The sequence below is a fragment of the Novosphingobium hassiacum genome, from assembly GCF_014196055.1.
GTDB classification, from domain to species: Bacteria; Pseudomonadota; Alphaproteobacteria; order Sphingomonadales; family Sphingomonadaceae; genus Novosphingobium; species Novosphingobium hassiacum.
In genome coordinates this window covers 62,461-86,903 of sequence record NZ_JACICY010000010.1, presented here as the reverse complement: position 1 = coordinate 86,903, position 24,443 = coordinate 62,461, and the positions used below count along the sequence as shown (strand labels likewise).

The window sequence follows — 24,443 nt, the reverse complement described above, 5'->3', positions numbered from 1 at the left end:
TTTCACTGCGGGCAGGGTGTTTGCTTCCGGTCCGGGGAGTGTTGATCCCGGTCAAATTCGTTGCCGGCTATCAATTCCAGACAATCGGGTAGCCAGGTGCAGACAAGGATGTCAGGATTCGAAGAGGACGTTGCGGTTGAGAAGCCGCACCGGATCAAGCGCCTGCCGGACATGCTTCATTGTTGTCAGCGCGTTGGCCGAAATGTGGTGCGGCAGAAATTCGCGCTTCATGGTGCCGATACCGTGTTCGGCGGTCAACGCGCCGCCGAAGCCTTTGAGCACGCCATAGACGCAGCATTCAATCGCATGGCCGCGCTCACGCGTGTCGGGGCCGAGGTGTACGCCGATATGAATGTTGCTGTCGCCCAAGTGGCCGAATGCGACCGAGCGATAGAAGCCGAAGGTTTGCGCCAGTGCAGCACGCACCTTACCCACAAATTCGTCGGCCCGGCGGATATCGACGCTTATATCGAAGGAAATGAACGGTCCCATTTCGCGGACAAGGATTTCCGACCCTTCGCGCACGCGCCATAAATCGTCGGCCTGCTTGCCCGATGTGGCAAGCACGGCATCGGTCAGCAACCCGTCCTCGAACGCGCGTTCGAGCAATCCCGAAAATGCAGCCTCGTCTGCGGCTTCGTCGTTGCCCATGACCTCGATCAGGACGAAGAACTGCGCTTGCGGATCGAGCACGCGCCGGGCGGGGTCGCCTGCTACTATGGCGTAGTAATCCTGCCACATCACCTCGAATGCGGAAAGCTGCTGCAGCGCACGGGCCCGGCCCAGCAGATCGAGGACGCTGTTGTAGCTGTCGAGCGAGACGAGCGCCACTTTCTGCGTCTGCGGTTTGGCGACGAGGCGCAAGACCGCCTTGCAGACAATGCCCAGCGTGCCTTCCGAGCCGATGAACAGCTGCTTGAGATCGTAGCCGGTATTGTTCTTGAGAAACCGGTTCTGCAGATCGAGCACAGTCCCGTCGGCGAGTACCGCTTCGAGCCCCAGCACGTTCTGGCGCGTCATTCCCCAGCGGATCACGCGATTGCCGCCGGCATTGGTGGCGATAGTGCCGCCCACCGTAGCGCTCCCTTTCGATCCGAGATCGATCGGGTAGAACAGACCGTGCTTTTCGGCTTCCTGCTGCACGGTCTCGATGGCCAAGCCTGCCTCGACCGTCATCGTTCCACCGATGGGGTCTACCTCGACGATACGATTCATGCGTTCGAGCGATATAACCAGCTCGGCGGCGGTGGCATGGGCGCCTCCGGCAACGCCGGTGCGTCCACCGTGCAGCACCACAGGTACATTCGCGGCATGGCACAACTGCATGATGCGCGAGACCTCGGCCGTGGTGCGCGGACGCAGCAGAGCAGGAGCGGCAGGCGGAACATCCAGAAACGGATCGCAACTGCGCGCAGTCACGTCTGCACCTGTCAGAACGCCACTATCGCCCAATTCGTTGCGGAGTTGCGCTACGAGTTCGTCTAAGGCCGCGCCAGCTGTTCTGGCGGTCACGACTGCAGCGCGCTTGCCGGCGCACGCCGGGTCTGGATCAGTTCGATCGCGTAGCCATCGGGATCATGGACAAAAGCCAGTTGCGGCGCGCCCGGCATGAGCGACTTCGGAGCCGTACCCCGACGACCGCCGAAATCGCCGAGGCGCGACCACATCGCGGGGACGTCCGGCACGCCAATGGCGATGTGCCCGTACCCGCTGCCGTGGGTGTAGTCTGCTTCCTGATCCCAATTCCAGGTGAGCTCCAGCGCCGCTTCGCCATCGCGATATCCGGCATAGGACAGGAACAGGATCGAAAAGCGTCCGGCTTCGATATCGTACCGGTCGAGCAGTTTCATGCCCAACCCGTCACAATAGAAGCGGAGCGATGCGTCGAGATTACGCACCCTGATCATGCCGTGCAGAATACGGGGCGTTTCGGCGTCTTCGCCCCACGCCCACAACGGATCGAACGGCTTTTCTTGGGTCACCTGCATCTCCTCACCGCACTACTGGCTGGGACTGGCCAGACTTGTCCAGACTGACAAATCCGGCCCGCTTCCTCGCACGGTAAGCGTGTCCAGGCGTGATGGGTCGCTTGTCCCTGCCTGAATCGCGATCAGGCCGCCTGACGGTTCTCAACATGGGTGAAGCGCACGAACTCGTGGGCGCTATGGTTTGCGAGTTGTCCGTCGCCCGAATTCTGCGCGCGGTATTCGCGCGGTGGCATGCCGTAAGTGGCCTTGAACATGCGGCTGAAATGGGCCGCGCTCTTGAACCCGGACATATAGGCAATCTCATGGATCGGATAATCGCGGGTCTTGGGTGAAATCAGCCAATCGCGTGCTTTGGGCATGCGGTTCTTCCACACCAGTTCGGAGAACGATGTATTGTTCGCCTTGAGCAGGAAGCATAGGTAGCGCGGCGAAATCCCGCACGAAATTGCGACCTTGTCGTAGCTTAGCTCGGGATCGGCGAGGTTCATCTTGATGTAGTTCTCGATGTCCGAAAGCCTGCGATCCACCAGCTTCTGGCGGCGTGGCATTTCGATGCCGCTGTTGCGCAGGTGATCGGCCGTTGCCTCGAGCAGCGAATGCGACATGAGTTCGGCGGTCTTCTCGCCCAGACGGTCACCATACTTGGCCAGCACTTCGAGCAATTCGCGCACCGCGTGGCCTTCGCGAGTGTCGAGGCTGAATGGCTCGGTCAGACGTTCGGCTTCGTGCAGATGGCTCATGAACAGGTCCGGCGGGATGATGACTTGATACGATGAGTGATGGCCGTCGGGTGACCGTTTCAGGCTGGCGGAAAAGGGCACGCTGGAATCGAGGAAGCCAGCCTTGCCGGCGGGAATTTCCGTTGTGCCCGTCGCGCGGACGATGCGGATCGATCCGGTGAGCGCGAACCACAGCACGCGCAGGCCGACCCGGTTCTTGCGGATATGCTGCGGACCGCGGCGGAACGAAAGTTCGGTCCTGGTCGTGATGCGGGTGATCGACAGTGGCGAGCTGAGGGCCTTCTCAAGATCGACGCCGGAGAAGTCTCCCGTCTCGCTGATCAGTTCGCCATCATAAAATTCGCGACGCGTGATCGCCTCGTACGACGATACGACGGTCGGCGCGTTGCCCGAGAAACCGGCGAAAAGCTTTTCCATCTGCGCTCTCCCAAGATCGCTGCCAAAATCGGCCGACTTGCATATCTGACCGTCTTTTTGCGGCATGAAGCATCAAAGTTTGCGATTCTTATCAAGTTTTCTATCGCTCTGGGAATGGTTATTCCCTATGTGAAATGACGAGTCAAGGGACCGATTAAATTCGGCGCTGGCGAAATCCATTCAACGGTCGTTGAAAAACTCAGTAAAGGGGAGAGGGAATGCGGTTGCTCAGCTATGAAATCGGGGCCGAAACAAGCATCGCTGCTCTTACGCCCAAGGCAATGGAAGCGCGCCAACCGGGCGCGGGCGAGATCCTCGTCAGGGTTGAGGCCAGCTCCCTCAATTTCCACGATTTGCTGGTCGTCACTGGGGTAATACCAACTGCGCCCGGGCGGATTCCCCTGTCCGACGGGGTCGGCATTGTCGAAGCAACCGGTCCTGGCGCTGATCGCTTTGCTGTGGGCGACCGTGTCATGGGCACGTTCTTTCCCGACTGGACGAGGGGTGCAGCGTATAACGAAGGCGTGGCGCGGATGCGGGGCGATCACGTCGACGGATTTGCTGCCAGCTACGTCACCATGGAAGAATCGGGCTTCACCCGTTCGCCTGCCAGTCTGGATCCGGTCTCTGCTGCGACGCTGCCTTGCGCAGGTCTGACAGCGTGGCGCGCGCTGTTCGTGGAAGGCGCGGTGCGCCCCGGCGAGACCGTGCTTGTTCAAGGGTCGGGCGGTGTTTCGATTTTCGCGCTTCAGTTTGCCAAAGCTGCCGGCGCGAGGGTCATTGCTACAAGCGGCAGCCCCGACAAGGTCGACCGCCTTCTTGCTCTGGGTGCGGACGCGGTGGTCGATCGCATGGATCCTGAGTGGAGCCGGGCTGTGCGGAGCCATTGCGACGGCGGCGTGGATCACCTGATCGAAGTGGCGGGCGGAGACCTTTCGCAGTCGCTGCAATCGTTGCGGGTTGGCGGCAGGCTGTGCCTTGTTGGCGTACTGAGCCGCAAGCCGATACAGATTGCGCCCATTCACCTGATCCATGCCAACCGGCGTGTGGGCGGCATTACGGTGGGAAGCCGGGACCATCAGGAAGCGATGATCGCCGCGGTCGAACAGAACGGCATCGCCCCGGTCGTCGATTCCGTTGTCCCGCTGGTAGAGCTGGCCGGAGCATTTGAACGCTTCGCCGCGCAACAGCACTTCGGGAAAATCGCCATTACATGCACATGACAATTGGTGCAAAATTAGCTTTCAATCGTATCCATGGTTGCAAAGACTTTCGTCTCGACCGGACAGTGGTGCAACTTCACCTTTGTCTTCCGGAATGACGGTCCGAAGCAGTGATTCTCACATTGCCACTTGCGGGCACGAAATCGGCAGTGTTAGCCGGAGGTTGCAGTAATAACATGGGAAGTGTACCCGAATTGCGCACAGTAGAGCCGGAGCTTGCGGACACATCGGCGACGAAGCTCAACACGGTCGGACAGGCTTTGGCCTTGCTGCGGTTTCTGGCGGACGCGACCATGCCGATGGGAGTCAATGCCATCTCGCGCCAGCTCAACTTTGCGCCTAGCTCGTGCTTTCGCATCCTCAAGCAGCTTGCGGATGCAGGATATGCGCAGTTCGACAACAGGACCAAATGCTACTCGTTGGGCAGCGCTGCCGTCTTGCTCGCACGGCGGTCGCTTGACCCTTCGAACACGTTTTCGCTGCTGCTTCCCAGTCTGACCGACTTTGTCTCGCGGACCCAAGCTTCAGTCGGCTTTTGGAGGCGGATCGACCGTGACCGCATCGTTCTTGCCGGTTTTGTCGAATCGCCCAATCCGATGCGGATTCACATGTCGATCGGGCAGCGCCTGCCGCTCTACATCGGGGCGGTAGGTCGTGCGTTTGCGGCCGCGCTCGGCCTTTCCGATGACCAGATCAGGTACGAGCTGGCCCAGTTGCGGTGGCAGATTCCGCCAGACACCGATGAATATTGCAGACAAGTCCAGTGTTGTCGCCAGACAGGCTATGCTGTGGACGAAGGGAACTTCGCGCCGGGCGTGACGACCGTGGCAACTGTGCTGACCGACACGATGGGCGGGCTGAGCTATGGCCTTTCCGCAATCCGCATCGCAGGCCAGATTGGCCGGTCCGAGATCAGCTCGATCGGCGATGCGCTGGTCGACCTGCGGGAAGAACTCGGTTCCACCTGGCTAGCGCAGCGCTAGGGTCAGGACCGAAAAGGTCCTGACCCGAAGGTTTTTTTTGGTCGGAAGACGTCAGGGTGTTACCACCCCGACAGGATTTCCTCCGCTGTCCAGACGCGGTCGGACGGTGCCCATTGGATCGCACCGGGCGTCTGCGAGAAACGGGGTGCCGGTGCAACCTGGACGACGCCGCCTGATTCGGTGAAGACGCGGCGTTCGATCTGGTGCGGGTGCTCACGCGCTTCGGCCAGGTTCAGAACCGGGGCGAAGCAGACGTCGGTGCCTTCCATGATCTGGCACCATTCATCGCGCGTCTTCGTCAGGAAGACCTCGCGCAGGATCTCGCGCATTTCCGGCCAGCTCTTTTTGTCCATTTGCTTGTGAGGCAGGCGGTCTGCGGCGCCGGTCTTTTCGAGAAGCAGTTGATAGAACTGCGGTTCGATCGACCCGATGGCGACGAAGCGGCCGTCGGCGCATTCGTAATTGCCGTAGAACGGCGCACCGCCATCAAGCAGGTTCGCCTCGCGCCGGTCTTCCCAGGCGCCAGCCGTATAGAAGTTGTGGAACAGCGAACCGAGATAAGTGGCGCAATCGGTCATCGCCGCATCCACGACCTGCCCCTTGCCGGTAGCCTTCGCGCTGATCAGCGCCGAAAGCACGCCGACCACGAGGAACATCGACCCGCCGCCGTAGTCGGCACCGAGGTTCAGTGGCGGCACCGGGCGCTCTGCCGGGCCGATCGCGTGAAGCAGACCGGTAATGGCGAGGTAGTTGATGTCGTGTCCGGCGGCGTGGGCGAGGGGACCGCTCTGGCCCCAACCAGTCATGCGCCCATAGACTAGCGCGGGGTTACGCGCGAGCATGACATCGGGGCCGAGGCCCAACCGTTCCATGACGCCGGGACGATTGCCTTCGAAGACGAGATCAGCTTTTTCGATCAGACTGAGGCAGGTTTCGACTGCTTCTGGCGACTTGAGATTAAGGCAGATGCGCTTGCGACCGCGCGCGTCGCCACGAATGGCGGGTGGGGGCGGAGTACCTTCACGCGCAATCTCGATCACTTCGGCGCCCAGATCGGACAGCAACATTCCGGCAAAAGGGCCCGGCCCGAGGCCAGCAAATTCAACGACTTTGATTCCAACCAACGGCCCGCTTGCCATTCTGCTTCTCCCAAATCAGTCCGCAGACCAGCTGCGCGACCTTCTATATGCACAATGCACCCGGCCACAGTTTCCGGTAATTGCAAGGGCGCTGGTCCACAGGAGCAATCGGGGTGGCGCAAGGGCGTCCCCGCCTCCATCTAGCATTCTTACTGGCTGTCCGGTCGGTGCATGGCACTCTTGCAGTGCACGGTACGGTCCGGCTGCCCTCAAGCGATATGGTAATGCTGCGATGACGAAGACTGTGATCTCCCTCGCCGACAAGTACGAACTAAGCTCAGGAAGGGTGTTTCTCTCTTCCAATCAGGCACTTGTGCGTTTGCCGATGGACCAGGCCAAGCGGGACCGCGCGGCTGGGCTTAAGACGGCAGGCTACATCTCGGGCTACCGCGGTTCGCCACTTGGCGTTTACGACGCCGCGCTTTGGGCCGCGCAGAAGGAGCTGGACGCGCACGACATCCGTTTCGTGCCGGGGCTGAACGAAGAACTGGCGGCCACCGCTGTGCGCGGCACGCAGGAACTGGCGTGGTTCGGGGAGTCGAAATACCAGGGCGTTTTCGGACTTTGGTACGGCAAGGGGCTTGGCGTCGACCGTGCCTGCGAGGCGCTCAAGCTCGGCAATCTTGAAGGCGCGTCGGCCTCGGGCGGCGTGCTGGTGGTTGCCGGTGACGATCATGGCGGCAAGTCCTCGGCCAGTGCGCATCAATCCGAACACACGCTGATCGCCGGTATGATTCCGGTGCTCTATCCCTCGACGATCGATGAAATCCTGTCGTTCGGCATCTATGGCTGGGAAATGTCGCGCTTCAGCGGTGCCTATGCCGGGTTGAAGTGCATTACCGATACACTCGACCTCACGGCATCGATCGAACTGCCCGATTTCCAGCGCCAGTTCGTACGGCCGGATTTTCCGATGCCGTCCGGTGGACTCAATGTGCGCTACACGCCCGCGCCGCTTGAGCTTGAAGCGCTGACCGTCCAGCACCGTCTGCCTGCCGTGCAGGCCTTCGTCCGGGCCAACGCGATCGATCGTGTGGTGATTGCGCCTGCGCAGCGGCAACTGGGACTGGTGGCGGCAGGCAAAGCCTATCTCGATCTGCGGCAGGCGCTTTCCGACCTGGGGTTGACCGAGGAGCGCTGCCGCCAGCTTGGCATCGGCCTGTGGAAGCCGGGCCTGATCTGGCCACTGGAACCCGAGGGCGCTGCCGGCTTCGCCACGGGCTACAAGGCGGTTTTCTCGATCGAGGAAAAGCGTCCGGTCATCGAAGACCAGCTCGCCCGCCTGCTCTATGCGGTGGATGCGGACAAGCGCCCGGCGATCATCGGCAAACGTTCGCTCACGGGGGCGCCGCTGCTATCCGAAGTGGGCGAGCTCAACCCTGCGCTGATCCGCAAGGCGCTGCTCGTGGTCCTGCGCGAACTCGGCCTGGCTGATGAAGCGATGCAGGCGGCAGGCAGGCGCTTTGCCGGGCTCGAGATCGAGGCGGCACTTTATGGCAGTGGTCGTGTGCGGCCAGCGTTCTATTGTTCGGGCTGCCCGCACAATACCAGCACCAAGGTGCCCGAAGGCAGCAAGGCGATGGCTGCGGTCGGCTGTCAGGGTCTGGCGGCCTATGTGATGCCCGAACGCCGCACCATGCTGCCGGTCAACATGGGCGGCGAGGCAATGCCTTGGCTGGCGGTCGAGCCGTTCGTCGAGGAAGGCCACATGTTCCAGAACATGGGGGACGGCACCTATTCGCATTCGGGCATCCTCGCGATCCGCGCAGCGGTTGCTGCTGGTACGCGCGTAACCTTCAAGCTCTTGTACAACGATGCCGTGGCAATGACCGGCGGGCAGCCGGTGGAAATGCACATTTCACCGATAGACATGGTCAATCAGGTGGTTTCAGAAGGCGTCAGCCCGGTTGTCCTCCTGTCGGACGAGCCGGAAAAGTACGCCTCTGCCCAGTTGCCCAAGGGCGTGAAAGTGCTGCATCGCGACGAGCTTGATGCCGTTCAGCGCGACTTACGCGAAACGACCGGCGTTTCGGCGATCGTCTACGAACAGACCTGCGCCACCGAAAAGCGCCGCCGCCGCAAGCGTGGCAAGCTGGTTGATCCTGACAAGCGCGTGTTCATCAATCAGGATGTTTGCGAGGGGTGTGGCGACTGTTCCATTCAGTCCAACTGCATCTCGATCACGCCGCTGGAAACAGAACTCGGTCGCAAGCGCCGCATCGATCAATCGACCTGCAACAAGGATTTCAGTTGCGTAAAGGGCTTCTGCCCCTCGTTCGTCACGGTGAAGGGCGCGAAAGTTGCCACGCGCGTTGCGGGTGACACAACGCGGCTCGAAGCGATGTTGGCCGAACTGCCACAGCCTGCGGTGGTAGGGGTCGATGATCCCTTTGCCATGATCGTGGCGGGCGTCGGTGGCACCGGCGTGCTGACAGTGGGGGCGTTGGTCGGCATGGCCGCGCACATCGAAGGCAAGGGTTGCACCGTGCTCGACTTGACCGGCATGGCGCAGAAGGGTGGCGCGGTAACATCGCACATCCGCGTCGCCGCAAGCCCGGATGCGCTCAGCTCCACACGTCTGACCTTCGGGCATGCCGATGTTCTCCTGGCCTGCGACGCCATCGTCGGATCTAGCCAGGACGTGCTCAAGACGCTGGAACCGGGGCGATCGAAGGCGATCGTCAATCTCGACATCAGCCCAACCGGCGATTTCCAGACCAATCGCGATGCAAGCTTCGACGACGCTGCTTTGCTCAAGGCGGTTGGCACTGCCCTGAAGGATGGCGAGCTGTTCAGCCTGCGCGCGAGCGGCCTTTCGACCGCGATCATGGGCGACAGCATCGGCACCAACGTGCTTATGCTCGGCTATGCCGCGCAGAAGGGGCTACTGCCTGTGTCGGTAGCGTCGCTCGAAGAGGCGATCAGGCTCAACGGCACGTTCGTGAAGGGCAATCTGCGTATCTTCGCTGTTGGCCGGCTTGCCGCCGTGGCACCGGAAGAGCTTTCGCGCATCATCGCGCAGCCGCCAGTCAGTCTGGCGGACATGTCGGTGGACGAGATCATCGCCAGCCGTACCAAGCTGCTTACCGCTTATCAGAACGTCGCCTATGCCGCGCAGTACACCGACTTCGTTGCGCGCGCGCAATCGGTAGTGGCCTCGCGCAAGCTTGCGGGGGGTGATCTTCTCGTTCGCGAGATCGCGATCACGCTGGCGCGCCTGATGGCCTACAAGGACGAATATGAAGTCGCGCGTCTTTATGCCGATCCTGCTTTCGAGCAGCGGCTGCGCGACCAGTTCGACGGCGATCTGAAGCTGACGTTCCATCTGGCTTCGGCCGCGCTGTTCAGCGGCAAGGACGCCAACGGACGGCCGAAGAAGCGCGCAATCGGTGGCTGGATGCTGCCCGTGTTCCGTGTGCTCGCCAAATTCAAGGGCTTGCGCGGTACGCCGTTCGACCCGCTTGGCTACATGGCAGAGCGCCGCATGGAGCGCGGCCTTATCGCCGATTACCGGCAGATAATGGAAGAGGTTTTGCAAGGCCTCGATGCGCGCAATCTGGCAACGGCTATCGAACTGGCTGGCGCCGCGCAGGAAGTGCGCGGCTATGGCCCGGTCAAGCATGCTGCGTTCGAGCAATACCAGAAGATCAAAGCCGATTTGTTGGCTGAATTCAGGGATCCGGCTGCAAGCCAGCTGCAAGCAGCCACGCCAGCGTTGGCATAGCGCGACAATTTACCGGGAAGACGCGAAATGGCATATTCCATTTATACCGAAGTGACAGTGCGGCTTGGCAAGCTGCCTGAATACTCCAGCATGATGCGTGAGCTTTCACCGTACATGGCCAAACATGGGTGGAAGCTGGTGCAGGCGTTGCAGCCGGTAACGGGGGACTTCCGCAAGATCATCCATATCTGGGAATTGGGTGAGTTTGCCGATGTCGAGCGCGGTCTTGTTGCCTGCGCAGAAGCCGAAGGGCTACGCATTCTCGAACCTATGGCCGAGCTTGTCGAGACCGAGTCCATCGCGGTGATGGCCAATACGGATTACCTCTGAAATCCGGCGTATTGCACCAGCAGGCGTGAAACTGCGCATGGCAAAGCAACGCCTTATCCTGGAAGCTCTCTACGCTCCGACATTGTAAAAAATGGTGGAGAACGGGGAATGGATTTCGGACTGACTGGCAAGGTGGCTCTGGTAAGCGGGGGCAGCAAGGGCATGGGCCGTGCTGCCGCCGAGGAGCTTGCCCGCGAGGGCGCCCGCGTGATGGTCGTCGCCCGGACGCAGGATGCGATCGACGAAACGGTAGCTGCAATCCGCGCCGTCGGCGGGATAGCGGAAGGTCTTTCCGCCGACATGACCGATCCTGATGCGATTGCCGGGGCCGTTGCCCAGTGCAAGGCGCGTTTGGGCAGCGAGCCCGATATCGTCATCGCCAATGTCTATGGCACGGCCCGGCTCAATTTCGATACGGCGCAGCCGCAGGATTTCCGCGAGGGCTATGATCTGCTGGTAGTAAGCGCGGTGCATCTTGCCAAGGCGACGGTGCCCGCCATGAAGGCCCGGGGCTGGGGACGCATCGTGACCATCGGCTCCTTCTGCGTGAAGAAGCCGCACTGGCAGATCCCGCTACTGGTTGACAATGTCACCCGTGCAGCGGCGGCAGCGCTCAGCAAATCCCTGTCGAACGAACTTGGGGTCTATGGCATCACCGTAAACACCATCGCGCCCGGCTTCATCGCAACCGATATGGCAGTTGCGTGGATGGGTGAGTTGGCCCGTGAACAGGGGCAAGACCCTGCGGCGGCCGCGACTGCCCTCGACCGAACCATTCCCCTTGGCCGCCAGGGCACGTCCGAGGAAATGGGCGCTGCAGTCGCTTTCCTGTGCTCGACGCGTGCAAGCTACATCACCGGACAGCTGATCATGGTCGATGGCGGTCTTGTCGGTACGCCCTACTGAACGCAAGTGGGAGAGGAGAACATTATGAACACCGAAGACGAAAGCGCCATCAACCGCGTGGTCAACCTCTATGGTTTTGCGGTCGATACCCAGGGCTGGGAGTTGTTTGACCAGATATTCACCGAGGACGTCGACGCTGATTACAGCGAAACTTCGCATTGGCGCGATCTGGCGACCCTGAAGTCGGACTTTGCCGGTTATCATGATCCGTTTGACGGAACGCAGCACACGATGATGAACCATCTGGTGCATGTGGACAGCGACAAGGCCAATGCGCTGACTTACGCGACTTGGCGGTTGATCCGCCGGGGCCTTGCCGGGGGTGATTTCTGGGAAGGCACGGGCTGGTACGACGACGTCCTTGTGCGCACTGCCAAGGGCTGGCGCATTTCCAGCCGGGTATGCCGGATCATCTGGTGGGGCGGCAATCCTCTTGTCAACGAAACCGTGCCGGGCGTGAAATTCCAGTTGCCGGTCAATGCGCTACGAGAAGAGAGGTTGGCCGGCCGCGTGCGCTATTTCGACGCGATATCGCAGTAGGCGGGCTGAATCAGCTTGGCACTGGCAGGATGGGCATGCGACCTGTCCTGCCAGTCAGCCTGGCGACACTACGCCAGGGTCTCGGTCCCGCGGAAGCTGGGATATTCGGGCGTGCCTTTACGCATTTCAGTCATGCAGACGACCGTATCGGCAATGGCGCGCTGAAAGGCAGGACGCGCCGCGATTCGGCCAACGTAGGCGGCGATACGGGGCAGTGTTTCGAACCAGCCGTAGAGATTGGCGAGGAACAGTGGGAAGCAGAGCATGAAGTCAGCGCCGGTCAAGGTGTCGCCCACCATCCATCCGTCTTCGCGCAAGGCCGTTTCCAGCATGGCCGCATAACGGATCGCCTGCCTGCGCGCTTCCTCGCCCACACTGGGGACGGGATCGAGAATGCAGCCGGGCGGCGGGGCGCAATGATCCCAGAAAATGCGCTGGTGCACGGCAAAGAGCCCCTCGGACCAGTACATCCATTCATCGACCTGCGCTTCTTCGCGGCTGTTTGCCTCGGGACGGAAGCACCCACGCCCATGGTGGCGCAGGATGTGATTGATGATGGCGCCCGACTCCGTCAGGACGAGGCTGTCGTCCTCGAATGTCGGGAAAGAGCCGATCGGGTTGACCTTCTGGTAGGCGGGATCGTGCCGCTCCATGTTGTAGAAGCTGCGCACTTCCTCATGATAAGGCACGCCAAGCTCTTCCAGCAGCCACTTGATCCGGAAGGATCGCGTCGTTGGTGAATGGTGCAGGGTGATCATGGCGGAATCGCTTTCAAGCAGACGTCAAACCGGGAAAGATCCCTCTTCGACCATCTTTCGGGCGAGCATGCGCGAGGTCTTGCCGCTGCTGGTGCGCGGCAAGGGGCCGACATTGTGGATCGCGCGTGGCACCTTGTACTTCGCCAGTCGCTCGGCACAGAGCGCGAGCATGGCATCGCTGTCTGCATCTGAATCGACATAGGCAACCACGCGATGGCCCCAGTGGCTGTCGGGAATGCCCACGACCGCTGCTTCGCGTGTGCCAGCGACTTCGAGCAAGACCGCCTCGACTTCTGCCGGATAGACGTTGAGGCCGCCCGAGACGATCAGATCGGCCCGGCGGTCGCTGATGTAGAGGTATCCGTCTTCGTCGAAATAGCCGAGATCGCCGGATGTCAGCCATCCTTGCCCGCGACTTTCAGCGGGCGTTGGTTCAGGGCGAACCGAACCGACATGGCGGGTGATCAGTTCCGGGCTGCGCACGTGTATGGTGCCGACAGTATCGACCTGGCAAGGTTGGCCATCATCGTCGAAGATCGCGACGTCCTGCCCCGGCAGCGGCCTGCCGACAGAGCGTGGGTGTGTTGCCTGCTCATCCGGCATAAGGGCCGAGACATAGCCGAATTCCGAGGCGCCGTAGGCTTCGACCAGACCGACATGGGGAAACCGCTCGGCAAAACGCTGTTTCAAGCCGGGCGCGAGCGTGGCTGCCGTTGACAGTATACGCCGCAATTGTGGCGCTTCGCCCGGATGGTCGAGTGCGCCCGAGAGCATCGTTGGCACGACAAGGGCATTGGTCGCGCCATGTTCGGCGCAATCGTCCCAGAAACAGGCCTTGTCGAACCGCCCCATCAGGGTGACGGTTCCCCCTGCGAGCAATTGCGGCAGGCCGGCGTGAAGCGCGGCGTGGCCCAGAGGCCCCGTGACGAGGTGGACATCGCCCGCGCGCATGTCCAGCATCGCCATCATCAACCGGTAATTTTCAAGCTGCGCACGCTGGCTGCTGACCATGGCCTTGGGCTTGCCGGTGGTGCCCGAGGAAAATCGCACCATCAGCGGTCCCCACTCGTCACCGGTCGGCTCGATCGACTGGCCGTCGTCAGCGTCGAGCAGACCTTCGAGCGTTGTGTGGCCTTCGCCCAGCAGCAGGCGCGGCCGCAGTTCTCCGATCTGGTAGGCCAGTTCATGTGCAGTCAGCATCGGATTGAAGGCCGTGAACGACACGCCGATGGCCGAGGCGGCAAGGAACAGGGGAGCCAGTTCCCAACGGTTGCCACAAGCGACGCCGATCGCTTCGCCATGTCTTGCGCCATGCCGCGTCAGGCCGCGGGCAAAGGCGCGGGTCATGTCATTCAGTTCGCGATAGGTCAGCTGCCCGTCCGGCCGGGTCAGGGCGACCCGGTCCGGATTACGGTCGGCAATCTGCGCGAACCAGATGTACGGGGTATACATCCGGCTGAAATGGGGAGCGCCCGCTTCAGGCCCGGCTCCGTAGGTCGCGACATTGCCGCTCAGCGTGATGCTGGCAGTCTGGCTCATTCGGCAACCCAAGTGACCGTGTCCGCCTGAACGGCCCGGCGTGAACGGAAGTTGTTGGCCGGATGGTCCATGTCGGGCCAGCCGAACGACGCACCACAGACGATGTCGCGATTCTCGGGAATACCGAAGAACTCGCGCAGCAGTGGACAGTAGTTGGCAAATGCGGCCTGCGGAATCATGCCGATGCCAAGGCTCTGCGCAGCAAGGAGCAGGGTGCCGAGATAACTGCCGCAATCGAGCACGCCGTACGTGCCGATGCTCTTTTCGGTGGTGATCACCAGCGCGTGGGGCGCGCCGAACAGGCGGAAGTTCTCAAGCGTCTGCTTGGCCGAAGCGACCCGGTCCCCCTGGGCAACGCCGACTGCCTCGTAAAGCTGCCAGGCAACCTCGCGCTGACGCTCCTTGTAGACGCCGGCGTAGTTCTCGGGAAACGGCAGGTCCGACTGCGACGACATGCGCCCGGATGAGGCGTCGGCCATCGCTGCGGCAAACATGGCCTCGCGCAGGCGTTCGGTTGCGGCACCTTCGGTAACATGGACCTGCCAGGGCTGGCTGTTGCACCATGACGCGGCGTTCTGCGCGATCGAGAGCATCGTGGCGATGGTATCGTGCGGGACCGCATCGGGGCGGTATGCCCGGCAGCTGAAGCGCTCTACCAGCAAGGTGGAGAGCACATCGGCAGCAGGAACAAGGGCGGATTGAGGTTTGCGACGTTCCGTTGAGGGCATTTCAATCGACTCCGAGAATGGCCGAGCTGGTCGGCAGTCCGCTGCCGGCGGTTACGAGCATGTTGCGCGCGCCCGGGACCTGGTTGACCGCCGTGCCGCGAAGCTGGCGGACCGCCTCGGCCACGCCGTTCATGCCGTGAATATAGGCTTCGCCCAACTGTCCGCCGTGCATGTTGATCGGCAGCTTCCCGCCGATTTCGAGATGGCCGTCCTTGACGAAGTCCTTGGCTTCGCCCTTCTTACAGAAACCATAGGCTTCTAGTCCGGGGAAGACTGATGGGCCGAAGTGATCGTAGATGATGGCAGCATCGAGATCCTGGGGCGACATGCCGGATTGCGCATAAAGCTGGCGCGCGGCGGCCGCGCACTCGTCGAACGGCCAGATGTTGTCCTTGTAGAAACCGCCGAGGCTGACAGTGCCCTTGGGCGATCCTTGCGCAGCGGCGCGGATGTAGACCGGCTTCTGGCGCAAATCGCGCGCCCGCTCGGCACTGACGATCACGAGGGCGACGCCGCCATCGCTTTCCTGACAGCAGTCGAGCAGATGCAACGGATCGGCCACCATGCGCGAGTTCTGGTGATCCTCGACGGTGATCGGCTTGCCATAGTAGAAGGCGTTGGGATTGGTCGAGGCGTACTTGCGCGCGAGCACGGCATAGTTCGCAAAATCGAGGCTGGTTGCGCCGGTCTCGTGCATGTAGCGCCGCATCATCAGACCGATCATGGCGGCAGGCGTCATCAGCCCGGCGGCGCCATGATAGGCGAAAATAACGTTGTCGCTGGTCGGCGGCAGCGAATGCATCGGCTGCCCGAAACGGTATTCCGAACGTTCGTTCATCGCGCGATAGACGACCACAACGTCGGCGATTCCGGTGGTGATGGCCATCGCGGCCTGCTGCACCGGCCCAAGCGTGCCGCCGCCGCCCTGCGGAATGCGCGTGAAGAACTTCAGGTCCTTCGCGCCGATCGCGCGGGCGATCTCCTGTTCGCTGTTGTTGTCCATCGAGAATGTCGACATGCCGTCGACTTCGGAAGGATCGATGCCAGCGTCGGCCAGCGCGCCCAATGTTGCCTCGACTGCAAGGCGCAATTCGCTGCGCCCGCTGTTCTTGGAAAACTCGGTGGCGCCATAGCCGGCGATGGCGGTCTTGTTTGAAATGGTTGTCATGGGTTTTTCCAGATCAGCAGGTCAGAGTGCGCGGAAGCGGAACGCTGCGACAGTATCGCGGCGCAGGAATTCGGCCTTCACGCGGCCACCGATCTTGACGTCGGAAGGATCTGTCCCGTCCATGGCCCCAAGAACGCGCACGCCTTCGCCCATGATGACCAACGCGATGGGGTGGGGTGAGGCAAAACCGGGCAGCGGCGGGTGGTGGTGGACGACGTAGCTGTAGATTTCGCCATCTCCGGCGAGCTCCACTGGCTCCCATTCGAGCGAGGCACAGGCCTCGCAGCCAGGCGAGGGCAGGCTACGCAAGGTGCCGCAGCCGGTGCAGCGCTGAACGAGCAGCTGTTCGTTCTCGAGCCCTTGATAGAAGAAATCGAAATCCCGGTTGGAACAGGGCGCGTTGTGGCCCCGGCCTTCTGCATTGGTCATGGTATGTTTATCCCAAAGGTGATGCGTTGAAATTCAGCCGACCGGGCGGCTCATGCGATAGGCATAATCGTTCCACTGGACTTCCTGCGTCTCGCCCCAGCATGTCTCGCCGGTCTGCGTGCAGGTCCAGAGTGTAAGGCCGGTGTGGCACAGTGCGTTTTGCCAGCAATGCCAGGGCACGCTGCCGACGACTTCGCCCGTGAACTGCAGTTCACGCCCGTTTTCGAGCGTGCAGTCTATCACGTGCCGAACGGGCCGCAGGCCGCATTCGGGTGCGCGCTCGGTAATCTTGGAGTAGCGCGACAGGCGCAACTGTTCGCCATGATCATAGACCCAGGCATCGCTCATGATCTTGTCAGGTGCGATATCGTAGAGGCCCGCCCAATCAGGGTTGCGGGCCGGGTCGTCGAGTCCCGAGATGCAGAACGAAAAGTCTTTCGAGAACGCACCGTTCATCCAGGTATAGGGCGGCATCTTGTGACCCCCTTCGGGCCGCCTTTCGCCCCAGCTGCGGTCGCGTATGGTCAGATTGTCGAACGCATAGTCGCATCCTTCGAACACGACCTTGCCGACCGAGCGCATGGTCTGTTCGAAATGGGCATTGTTCGAACGCATGATTGCCGGCTGGACCGCTTCCTGCACCATGTCGAGCGAGAAGGCGCGATCGGGGTTGGCGTAGCGGATGCGCATCCGCTCCATCGGCTTTTCGAACTCGACTGTCAGGCCATTGGCCAGCGTGATGTTGCCGTTATCGTCGAAGATCGTGTCGGGCGTGAAATTGCGGAAATCGAAGAGCTCGCAGGCCAGCTGGTCACGCTTGCTGCCCATGTGGACGAACAGGCCTGCCGTGCACAGTTCGAGATTGGGATGGGTCCAGATGTGAATGAAGCCATGCATGCCGGAGACCGGCTCGTTGAAGCCCCAGTACCAGGTCTCGGTCATCTCGTGGTGCTTTTCGGGCAGGGTGCGACCGTGATAGAAATCGTCGTTCGGCCCCGGCGTGCCAAAGCCGACAGCGCTCTTGGTCCATTCGATAGCCTCAGCCATTCCGGTTCTCCGCCCTGGCGATCGCGTCAAAGATGGCGATCTCGTATTTGGGGATGTAAATCGTACCTGCTACCGCCAGGGGCATTTCCATCATACCTGGGAGCAGCAACGAATTTAGAGAACCTATGCAGGCGACCATGTTGCGCGTTTCCTGCCAGACCGCGAAGTAGTCCTCTGCCCGCCTGTCCATGGCGAAGCCGCCATTAGCCTGATATGTATGGTTAAAAGCATCCCAGCTTTCGATCTGGTCCATGAATGGCTTGATGCTTGCAAGATCTTCGACCGGATCGCCGATCCGACTGAACTCCCAGTCAAGCAATGCGTTGATGTGGTCGTCCTCCATGAGCATGTTGTGGAAGCCGAAATCGCCGTGGATGCGGCAGGCTGGGCGCCCATCTAGCCGGTCAAAATTGCCACGAAGCCAGCGAATGCCCAACAGCAAACCAGGGTGAGGGGAGCGCTCACGTTCAAGCATGCGGGCCTCTAACCCATCAATCTCGATAGCCAGCGAATCCCGGATATCAACTTCAGGCTGGGCCGTAAGTGTATGCAGACGTGCAAGAAGCTCCGCCGTACTTTGCGCCCAACGGCGCTGTGCGCCGCGTTCGGTGGGAACGATCCGGTTGGCCGGTATGCCGCTTAACAGGCTGACCCCCATGAAGGCACCATTAAACAGCGTTGCATCGGGTTCGATCCAAAGAGGCTTCGGTGCAGGTATTCCTATATCCGCCATCGCCTCAAGAATCGGAAACTCTGCCGCGACACTCGATCCGGTCGGCAGTCCGGGGCTGTCTTTGCGGATTACAACGGCGTTATTGGTCGTGCCGTCGGTAATGTTGGCAATGTACGTGGCTTTGGAATAGCCGCCCATCAATCGCTTGAGGCTTGCCACGTTTCCATCTGGGGAAATGTGGCAGTGGGCGCGCAGCCACGCCTCCAGCTTAATGGGTTCCAGTTCGCCCACTAATGCTTTTTCGCCCTCTCCGTGCCCATCGCCGCGTCCGCCGTCGTAAGTTGCTCTCGTCCCAACATTGATCATCGGATCCATAGGAAGATGATACGCAACCAGAAGGTCACGAATGTGGCGCAGCGTTTTCGGATCGTCACCTATCTGGCCTGCCTCGATAGCAGCGCAAAGCGCCGCGCCCGGCAATGACGTCCAATCTGGCGATGCGAGGCGGGGGCGGCCCGACACTGCTGATCCCGCCAAAGCAACCTCGGCGCTCTGGCTTTGCGCCAGAGCTTCAGCCGGGTAGTCCATGCGGGCCATCTGATAGCCAAGCGCAGTGGCCGCCATGAAAACTTCAGTCAACTGCTCAGGCGTCAGGTTTTCCGAACTGGTCAAGCGTTGCAGCATTTGGTGTATCGTGCCCAGCACTTTGCGGCTGATCTCGTCCATTTCGCCTGCTCTCTAAATGGTGTTCGCCGCTGATTGGCCTGAAGCTGACGCTGTAGGGTCACCATGCGAAAGGCTCGATGTCACGGCAAGTGGTGTGACGTCGCGAATGAAACCTGTGCTGCAATAGAACCTGACTGTCAGTGTTGCAGCGCTTGCCCGAGACGCGGATCGCCTTCCATCAAGGTATGCCGCTCACGCTGTATTGGCCCGCAAGGAGTAGAATCAATGGATCTGGAACGGCGCCACATCCGCTTGGCGGGAAGTTCAAACTTTCGAGACATAGGTGGCTATCCCGCAGCTGACGGAATGAAGATCAAATGGGGACGAGTGTACCGTTCGGGCTCATTGTGGGGTCTGACGGCATTTGACTGGGAATGGGTGGAAAGACAGCAGATCGCGGTTTTATGTGACTTACGATCGGATGCAGAGCGGGAGGTGGCGCCAACGCCCTGGAGGGCGCCAACGCAGCCTCGACAGGTGGGCAAGGTCTATGACGGTGCCATGCTTTTTGAACGACGCAAGGCTCAGAAAGCGGCTGGAATCGGCGCTATCGAAAGCGACCTCTATGTCCAATTTGCACACATCCTTGCACCATCCTTCCGTGGCTTCTTTGAAGCATTGCGGGATGGCGACGCGCCTGCGGTCATCCACTGCACGGCGGGGCAGGACCGGACCGGCCTAGCCATCGGTCTCTTGCTTGGCGTGCTGGGCGTGGATCGCGCAATTATCCACGCCGACTATCTGCTTTCCACTGACCTGCGCGTACCGGAAAATGAACTTGATCGGACAAAGTTGACTGAGCTGGCGGATAGCAATGTGCTGGCGGCATATTACAGCACTCTCATCGCGCGCCACGGTCCGTCCATATTCCAACCCAAAAGGCTAGTTGATGCGGAGGGCAACCCCTTGATCGAGATCGCAATCGCCGGAATTGTGAACCAGTGGGGTTCGGTTTCGCGCTATATGGAAGCCGAACTCGGAATGGGGCCTGCGCAAATCGCCAAGTTGCGGGAGCAAATGCTCGAACCTGTCTGAGCGGCTCTGAGCGCCGAACTTGTCTGCTGTTCGCCATGCTTTTGCCTCAACCGCCAGCGCAGGTGGTCGCGCTAACACGGTTAGGATAAGTGGCAAAACCAATCTGGAGGATGGGTTTCTTGGCTGCACAAACTGAGCTTTCAATCAATCTTGCCGGTATTGAGCGCTGGCTTGTCGATAATGGCATCTTGCAGGGTTCAGGCCTGAATTCACTTCAGCAACTGGCTGGGGGAACTCAGAACATCGTGCTGCGCTTCAGCAACAATGGCCGCGACTATGTGTTGCGCCATCCGCCTGCCAAGCCGCGCCCCAACAGCAACAAATTGCTGGAGCGCGAGATCCGACTGCTGCGCGCTTTGGCAGGTAGCGCTGTGCCGCATCCAGCGGTTGTGGGCGCTTGCCTCGATCAGAACGTAATCGGCGGCGTGTTCTATGTGATGGAAGCCATCGACGGCTTTAACCCGACCGTGGCAATGGGCACTGTTGCAGCTGCTTCGCCCGATGTGCGTCACCGTATGGGTTTGGATATGGTCGATGGGCTGGTGGCGCTGGCCAACGTCGACCCAATTGCGAGCGGGCTTGCTGACTTCGGCAAACTCGAGGGCTTTCTTGAACGCCAGGTCATTCGCTGGGCATCCGAGCTTGAAAGCTACGCACGCTTCGAAGGATGGAGCGGTCCGCAGGCTTTGGGCGACGTCGGCGCAGTGGGCCAATGGCTGACCGATAATCTGCCGCCGGATATGCAGCCGGGCATCATCCACGGAGACTATCACATCGGTAATTGCATTTTTGCTGAAGATGGCGCGCTCAACGCAATCGTTGACTGGGAAATGGCAACTTTGGGCGATCCTCTTGTCGATCTTGGTAGACTGCTCGTGAGCTGGCCCGTTGGCGGTGAGGTCAAGCCGCAGACGATGCGGGTTGAACCAATTGACGGCTTTGCCACTCGCGCAGAATTGATTGCCCGCTACGCCAAAGGCTCAGGGCGCGATATGCGTCACCTGCCGTGGTTCGAAGTGCTCGCCTGCTACAAGCTTGGCCTTATTCTCGAAGGCACGCACGCCCGCTCCCAGGCAGGACTGGCAGATGTGGCGACCGGCGAGCGGCTGCACCGCTCGGCCATTGCACTGCTTGACGAGGCTCGAGCCATCATCGCGCGCGGTTGATCTCAACCTATCAGGAGGCATGACCCTTGGACTTCGATTTCTCTCCCCGCCAGTCGGAATGGCTGGACCGCGTCCGCCGCTTCATGGACGAACATGTCTACCCTGCAGTGCCGACCTACTATGCAGAGCTGAACCAGAACCGTTGGCAGCAACCCGAAGTGCTGCAGGAACTGAAAGCCAAGGCAAAGGCTGAAGGTCTGTGGAATCTGTTCATGTGCCCGTCCGATCATGATGAAGGCGATCTTCGCGGGGCGGGGCTTACGAACCTCGAATATGCGCCGCTGGCTGAACTGATGGGCCGCATCACCTGGGCGTCGGAAGTATTCAACTGCAGCGCACCTGACACCGGCAACATGGATCTGCTGCACCTTTACGGCTCGCATGAGCAGAAAGAGCGCTGGTTGCGCCCGCTGATGGCAGGTGAGATCCGCTCTGCCTATGCGATGACGGAGCCGGACGTGGCTTCTTCCGATGCCACCAACATGCAGACCAGCATCACGCGCGACGGCGATGAATATGTGATCAACGGGCGCAAGTGGTGGATTTCGGGCGTGCTCGATCCGCGGTGCAAGTTCATGATCGTGATGGGCCGCAGCAACCCCGACGCACCTCGCCACCAGCAGGCCTCGCAGATCATCGTACCTATCGATACTCCGGGCGTGAATATCGGCCGCAACATGACCAACTTTGGCTATGACGATGCGCCGCATGGCCATTGCGACGTGACGTTCGACAATGTGCGCGTGCCGGCGTCAAACATGATCCTTGGCGAAGGCCGCGGCTTCGAAATCTCGCAGGGCCGACTTGGACCGGGCCGGATCCATCACTGCATGCGGATCATCGGCATGGCGGAAGTCGCGCTGGAAAAAATGGTCCGGCGCCTGATCAGCCGCAGCACTTTCGGCAAGCGGATCATCGATCATTCGGTGTGGGAACAGCGGATCGCCGATGCGCGCATCGACATTGAAACCTCGCGCCTGTTGACGCTCAAGGCGGCGGACATGATGGACAAGGTCGGCAACAAGGTGGCCAGGCTCGAAATTTCGATGATCAAGGTCATGGCGCCGCGCACGGCGCTGGGCATTATCGACAATGCGATCCAGGCATTTGGCGCTGCCGGGCTCGACAGTGACGCAGGCACGGCCGCGCTGTTCGCACGCGTGCGGGCATTGCGGATCGCCGATGGTCCCGACGAGGTTCACGCACGCACGATCGCGCGCCTTGAAACGAAAAAATACTCGAACTGAGTGACCGTGAACCAGCCGTCGCTCCGTACTGATCGGTAGGGGCGACGGCCGGAATCAGCCTTGCGTCAGAATCCGGGCCGACAGGCCGCCGTCGATCACGATGTCGGTCCCGGTGATGTACGACGCCTTGTCCGACACGATGAACTCGACGGCGTTGGCGATGTCACTCACTGTGCCCCACCGCCCCATCGGTGTCGAAGCAAGCAGCTTTTGCATCTCAGGGCGTTCGACAACTTCCTTTCTGGTCATACCGGTGCGTATGAACCCCGGAGAAAGGCTGGCGATCCGGGCACCATGCTCAGCCCAGCGGGTCGCGCGTTGCTGAACAGTCTGACAGACCCAGGCCTTTGAATAGGCATAGGCATTGGCAGTGCGAGTCTCGAGGTCGTTGCCCAGCAGCGGAGCGAGCCGTTCCAGCAGGTCATGCGCCAGCGGTTGAGCAAGCACTGCGGAAAGCATGCCATCAACCTGCGGAACGAAGCACCGCGCGGTAGAAGACAGCAGAACACCGACAAAACCCTCCGTCAGCAGCGGTTCCACCGCGTCGAGAAGCTTGGCAGTGCCAACGATATTGGTCCGGAGGATTGGCCCCCAGTCTGCAAGCGCCGGCGAAAGTCCTGCTGTATGCACCAGTATCTTGCAGCCACCGTTGGACGCAGCGAAGGCTGTGGCGATCTCGCGAATCGTTCCGTCGTTGGCGATGTCGCCACAGATTGCAGCGACAATTTCCGCATTGTCCTCGTCGCGCAGCGTATCGCAGATAGCGGCCAACCGCGTGTCGTTTACGTCGGTGAGGATCAACGCATGCGTATTGGCAAGTCGGCGCGCGCAGGCCAGCCCCATGCCGCCTGCGGCTCCTGTCACCAGCGCGACGGGACAACGAAACGGCGATCGTGGATTGTCGTCGGTCATAGTTCCCTCACTTCGCGTTTTTGCCCGTAAGATTCGTTGGGTCCATCAGCATCCCGTGCACCAGCATATTGTGCGCATGGGTCAGTTGATGATGGCCGAAGGCCGATTGCATGACCGTGCCGCGCCCGGCTGCATCCTGCGCGGCGTTGACGGCTTCCTTGGCAAGCTTGAGCGCGAACAGAGGTTTGCGGGCGATTTCCATCGCGATGGTCAGCGTGAATGCCTCAAGCTCGTCGCGTTCGACGACGTGGTTTACCATGCCTGCTGCGTGCGCGTCCCTGGCAGTCAGCACGTTAGACCGGAACAGGAATTCTTTCGCCTTGCGCACGCCCAGTTCGTATGGGTGATTGAAGAATTCGACGCCGCTGACTCCCAGATCTACAGCAGTGTCCTGAAAGGTCGCGTCGGTCGATGCGATGATGATGTCGCAGGGCCAGACCAGCATGAGCCCGCCGGTTATGACCTTGCCGTGCACTTGCGCGATCGTCGGTTTGGGCAGATTGCGCCAGCGTTCCGACAGGCCAAGGTAGGCTTCCTTTTCATAGGCCATCTGCGCCTCGGCCCCGGCGCAGCCAAAACCGCACCATGTGCCGACCGTCTGTTCAGCCTGAATGTTGTCGTGTGCCGTTCCTGCACCGATTTCGTCCAGGTCATGGCCCGAGGAGAAGTGGGGCCCGTTGGCAGCGAGGATGATGACGTGGACGTTGTTGTCCTGCGCTGCGCGGTCGAACGCGGCATTGAGCTGGTAGAGCATCCGCGTGTTCTGCGCATTGCGCCGTTCCGGACGGTTGAGGATGATCCGGGCAACGCGTGGCGCAGCCATCTCGTACGATACGTGTTCGTCTGCTGCCACTTCTGCTTCCTCTCAACCCGCACCTACTCATACGCGACATAGAAAGCACACTTTTCCACGAGTTTGGAACAGTCTCGCAAACTGCATCTGCAGACAACGAGCGCTGCAGTACTCGTCGAAAGACATGGAGTAAGGACCGGGGGCGAAGTGAGGGACCCGGAAACGTGGAAAC

General features: G+C 60.9%; 22 protein-coding genes. 9 read left to right on the top strand and 13 right to left on the bottom strand.

Going from position 1 to position 24,443, the window contains the following annotated elements:
• Positions 1-111: 111 nt before the first annotated feature.
• From GGQ88_RS17125 to GGQ88_RS17115, 3 genes are all read right to left on the bottom strand, one after another.
• The gene (locus tag GGQ88_RS17125; RefSeq protein ID WP_183614673.1) at positions 112-1,512 is read right to left on the bottom strand and encodes an FAD-linked oxidase C-terminal domain-containing protein; all 1,401 of its coding nucleotides are present in this window, start codon (positions 1,510-1,512) and stop codon (positions 112-114) included.
• Entirely contained in the window at positions 1,509-1,982 is a 474-nt protein-coding gene (locus GGQ88_RS17120; RefSeq protein WP_343057262.1) for a VOC family protein, read from the bottom strand. Before GGQ88_RS17120 ends, GGQ88_RS17125 begins: the two co-directional genes overlap by 4 nt.
• Positions 1,983-2,110: 128 nt before the next feature.
• The gene (locus GGQ88_RS17115; RefSeq protein WP_183614671.1) at positions 2,111-3,145 is read right to left on the bottom strand and encodes a helix-turn-helix transcriptional regulator; all 1,035 of its coding nucleotides are present in this window, start codon (positions 3,143-3,145) and stop codon (positions 2,111-2,113) included.
• 218 nt (positions 3,146-3,363) lie between these two features.
• Here GGQ88_RS17115 and GGQ88_RS17110 point away from each other — a divergent pair, with 218 nt between their 5' ends.
• Entirely contained in the window at positions 3,364-4,368 is a 1,005-nt protein-coding gene (locus tag GGQ88_RS17110; protein ID WP_183614670.1) for a zinc-dependent alcohol dehydrogenase family protein, read from the top strand.
• A 176-nt stretch (positions 4,369-4,544) separates the two neighbouring features.
• Positions 4,545-5,351 (top strand): IclR family transcriptional regulator, encoded by an 807-nt coding sequence (locus GGQ88_RS17105; protein WP_183614669.1) that lies wholly within the window; start codon positions 4,545-4,547, stop codon positions 5,349-5,351.
• Between the two features lie 59 nt (positions 5,352-5,410).
• On the opposite strand, the gene GGQ88_RS17100 is transcribed toward GGQ88_RS17105, so the two are convergent.
• Positions 5,411-6,490, bottom strand: coding sequence for a CaiB/BaiF CoA transferase family protein (locus GGQ88_RS17100; protein ID WP_183614668.1), 1,080 nt, complete (start codon positions 6,488-6,490; stop codon positions 5,411-5,413).
• 232 nt (positions 6,491-6,722) lie between these two features.
• On the opposite strand from GGQ88_RS17100, the gene GGQ88_RS17095 reads away from it, so the two are divergent.
• The 4 genes from GGQ88_RS17095 to GGQ88_RS17080 all read left to right on the top strand — a co-directional run bounded on the left by GGQ88_RS17095 (position 6,723) and on the right by GGQ88_RS17080 (position 11,990).
• Complete coding sequence (locus GGQ88_RS17095; protein WP_183614667.1) at positions 6,723-10,214, top strand: indolepyruvate ferredoxin oxidoreductase family protein; 3,492 nt, start codon at positions 6,723-6,725, stop codon at positions 10,212-10,214.
• Positions 10,215-10,241: 27 nt separating this feature from the next.
• The gene (locus GGQ88_RS17090; RefSeq protein ID WP_183614666.1) at positions 10,242-10,544 is read left to right on the top strand and encodes an NIPSNAP family protein; all 303 of its coding nucleotides are present in this window, start codon (positions 10,242-10,244) and stop codon (positions 10,542-10,544) included.
• A gap of 108 nt (positions 10,545-10,652) precedes the next feature.
• Positions 10,653-11,450 carry an SDR family oxidoreductase gene (locus GGQ88_RS17085; protein ID WP_183614665.1) on the top strand — a complete coding sequence of 266 codons (798 nt, stop codon included), beginning with the start codon at positions 10,653-10,655 and terminating at the stop codon, positions 11,448-11,450.
• 24 nt (positions 11,451-11,474) lie between these two features.
• Entirely contained in the window at positions 11,475-11,990 is a 516-nt protein-coding gene (locus GGQ88_RS17080) for a nuclear transport factor 2 family protein (RefSeq protein WP_183614664.1), read from the top strand.
• Between the two features lie 68 nt (positions 11,991-12,058).
• Here the strand turns inward: GGQ88_RS17080 and GGQ88_RS17075 are convergent, their stop codons facing one another.
• From GGQ88_RS17075 to GGQ88_RS17045, 7 genes are read right to left on the bottom strand one after another with little or no spacing between them, the layout of a single operon-like run.
• On the bottom strand, positions 12,059-12,748 hold the full coding sequence (locus tag GGQ88_RS17075; protein WP_183614663.1) for a glutathione S-transferase family protein: 690 nt from the start codon (positions 12,746-12,748) through the stop codon (positions 12,059-12,061).
• A 24-nt stretch (positions 12,749-12,772) separates the two neighbouring features.
• Positions 12,773-14,287, bottom strand: a complete 1,515-nt coding sequence (locus GGQ88_RS17070) for a class I adenylate-forming enzyme family protein (protein ID WP_183614662.1) — start codon at positions 14,285-14,287, stop codon at positions 12,773-12,775.
• A complete protein-coding gene (locus tag GGQ88_RS17065; protein WP_183614661.1) occupies positions 14,284-15,015 on the bottom strand; it encodes a nitroreductase in 732 nt (243 codons plus the stop codon). The genes GGQ88_RS17070 and GGQ88_RS17065 overlap by 4 nt, the downstream gene beginning before the upstream one ends.
• Before the next feature lies 1 nt (position 15,016).
• A complete protein-coding gene (locus tag GGQ88_RS17060; protein ID WP_183614660.1) occupies positions 15,017-16,183 on the bottom strand; it encodes a lipid-transfer protein in 1,167 nt (388 codons plus the stop codon).
• Between the two features lie 21 nt (positions 16,184-16,204).
• Positions 16,205-16,612 carry a Zn-ribbon domain-containing OB-fold protein gene (locus GGQ88_RS17055; RefSeq protein WP_183614659.1) on the bottom strand — a complete coding sequence of 136 codons (408 nt, stop codon included), beginning with the start codon at positions 16,610-16,612 and terminating at the stop codon, positions 16,205-16,207.
• Between the two features lie 33 nt (positions 16,613-16,645).
• The gene (locus tag GGQ88_RS17050; protein ID WP_183614658.1) at positions 16,646-17,659 is read right to left on the bottom strand and encodes a DUF7064 domain-containing protein; all 1,014 of its coding nucleotides are present in this window, start codon (positions 17,657-17,659) and stop codon (positions 16,646-16,648) included.
• Positions 17,652-19,058 carry a phosphotransferase family protein gene (locus tag GGQ88_RS17045; protein ID WP_183614657.1) on the bottom strand — a complete coding sequence of 469 codons (1,407 nt, stop codon included), beginning with the start codon at positions 19,056-19,058 and terminating at the stop codon, positions 17,652-17,654. Before GGQ88_RS17045 ends, GGQ88_RS17050 begins: the two co-directional genes overlap by 8 nt.
• 225 nt (positions 19,059-19,283) lie before the next feature.
• Here GGQ88_RS17045 and GGQ88_RS17040 point away from each other — a divergent pair, with 225 nt between their 5' ends.
• From GGQ88_RS17040 to GGQ88_RS17030, 3 genes are all read left to right on the top strand, one after another.
• Positions 19,284-20,093 carry a tyrosine-protein phosphatase gene (locus GGQ88_RS17040; protein ID WP_183614656.1) on the top strand — a complete coding sequence of 270 codons (810 nt, stop codon included), beginning with the start codon at positions 19,284-19,286 and terminating at the stop codon, positions 20,091-20,093.
• 119 nt (positions 20,094-20,212) lie between these two features.
• Positions 20,213-21,259, top strand: coding sequence for a phosphotransferase family protein (locus tag GGQ88_RS17035; RefSeq protein WP_246386208.1), 1,047 nt, complete (start codon positions 20,213-20,215; stop codon positions 21,257-21,259).
• Between the two features lie 26 nt (positions 21,260-21,285).
• Complete coding sequence (locus GGQ88_RS17030) at positions 21,286-22,506, top strand: acyl-CoA dehydrogenase family protein (RefSeq protein WP_183614654.1); 1,221 nt, start codon at positions 21,286-21,288, stop codon at positions 22,504-22,506.
• Positions 22,507-22,560: 54 nt separating this feature from the next.
• On the opposite strand, the gene GGQ88_RS17025 is transcribed toward GGQ88_RS17030, so the two are convergent.
• Positions 22,561-23,418 (bottom strand): SDR family oxidoreductase, encoded by an 858-nt coding sequence (locus GGQ88_RS17025; RefSeq protein ID WP_183614653.1) that lies wholly within the window; start codon positions 23,416-23,418, stop codon positions 22,561-22,563.
• Positions 23,419-23,425: 7 nt separating this feature from the next.
• Positions 23,426-24,271, bottom strand: coding sequence for an enoyl-CoA hydratase (locus GGQ88_RS17020; RefSeq protein WP_343057259.1), 846 nt, complete (start codon positions 24,269-24,271; stop codon positions 23,426-23,428).
• Positions 24,272-24,443 lie beyond the last annotated feature (172 nt).

What these genes read in the sequence shown, in the direction of transcription:
- GGQ88_RS17115 (WP_183614671.1), bottom strand. Translation starts at nt 3,145, where the DNA reads ATGGAAAAGCTTTTCGCCGGTTTCTCGGGCAACGCGCCGACCGTCGTA.
- GGQ88_RS17110 (WP_183614670.1), top strand. Translation starts at nt 3,364, where the DNA reads ATGCGGTTGCTCAGCTATGAAATCGGGGCCGAAACAAGCATCGCTGCT.
- GGQ88_RS17105 (WP_183614669.1), top strand. Translation starts at nt 4,545, where the DNA reads ATGGGAAGTGTACCCGAATTGCGCACAGTAGAGCCGGAGCTTGCGGAC.
- GGQ88_RS17100 (WP_183614668.1), bottom strand. Translation starts at nt 6,490, where the DNA reads ATGGCAAGCGGGCCGTTGGTTGGAATCAAAGTCGTTGAATTTGCTGGC.
- GGQ88_RS17095 (WP_183614667.1), top strand. Translation starts at nt 6,723, where the DNA reads ATGACGAAGACTGTGATCTCCCTCGCCGACAAGTACGAACTAAGCTCA.
- GGQ88_RS17090 (WP_183614666.1), top strand. Translation starts at nt 10,242, where the DNA reads ATGGCATATTCCATTTATACCGAAGTGACAGTGCGGCTTGGCAAGCTG.
- GGQ88_RS17085 (WP_183614665.1), top strand. Translation starts at nt 10,653, where the DNA reads ATGGATTTCGGACTGACTGGCAAGGTGGCTCTGGTAAGCGGGGGCAGC.
- GGQ88_RS17080 (WP_183614664.1), top strand. Translation starts at nt 11,475, where the DNA reads ATGAACACCGAAGACGAAAGCGCCATCAACCGCGTGGTCAACCTCTAT.
- GGQ88_RS17075 (WP_183614663.1), bottom strand. Translation starts at nt 12,748, where the DNA reads ATGATCACCCTGCACCATTCACCAACGACGCGATCCTTCCGGATCAAG.
- GGQ88_RS17070 (WP_183614662.1), bottom strand. Translation starts at nt 14,287, where the DNA reads ATGAGCCAGACTGCCAGCATCACGCTGAGCGGCAATGTCGCGACCTAC.
- GGQ88_RS17065 (WP_183614661.1), bottom strand. Translation starts at nt 15,015, where the DNA reads ATGCCCTCAACGGAACGTCGCAAACCTCAATCCGCCCTTGTTCCTGCT.
- GGQ88_RS17060 (WP_183614660.1), bottom strand. Translation starts at nt 16,183, where the DNA reads ATGACAACCATTTCAAACAAGACCGCCATCGCCGGCTATGGCGCCACC.
- GGQ88_RS17055 (WP_183614659.1), bottom strand. Translation starts at nt 16,612, where the DNA reads ATGACCAATGCAGAAGGCCGGGGCCACAACGCGCCCTGTTCCAACCGG.
- GGQ88_RS17050 (WP_183614658.1), bottom strand. Translation starts at nt 17,659, where the DNA reads ATGGCTGAGGCTATCGAATGGACCAAGAGCGCTGTCGGCTTTGGCACG.
- GGQ88_RS17045 (WP_183614657.1), bottom strand. Translation starts at nt 19,058, where the DNA reads ATGGACGAGATCAGCCGCAAAGTGCTGGGCACGATACACCAAATGCTG.
- GGQ88_RS17040 (WP_183614656.1), top strand. Translation starts at nt 19,284, where the DNA reads ATGGATCTGGAACGGCGCCACATCCGCTTGGCGGGAAGTTCAAACTTT.
- GGQ88_RS17025 (WP_183614653.1), bottom strand. Translation starts at nt 23,418, where the DNA reads ATGACCGACGACAATCCACGATCGCCGTTTCGTTGTCCCGTCGCGCTG.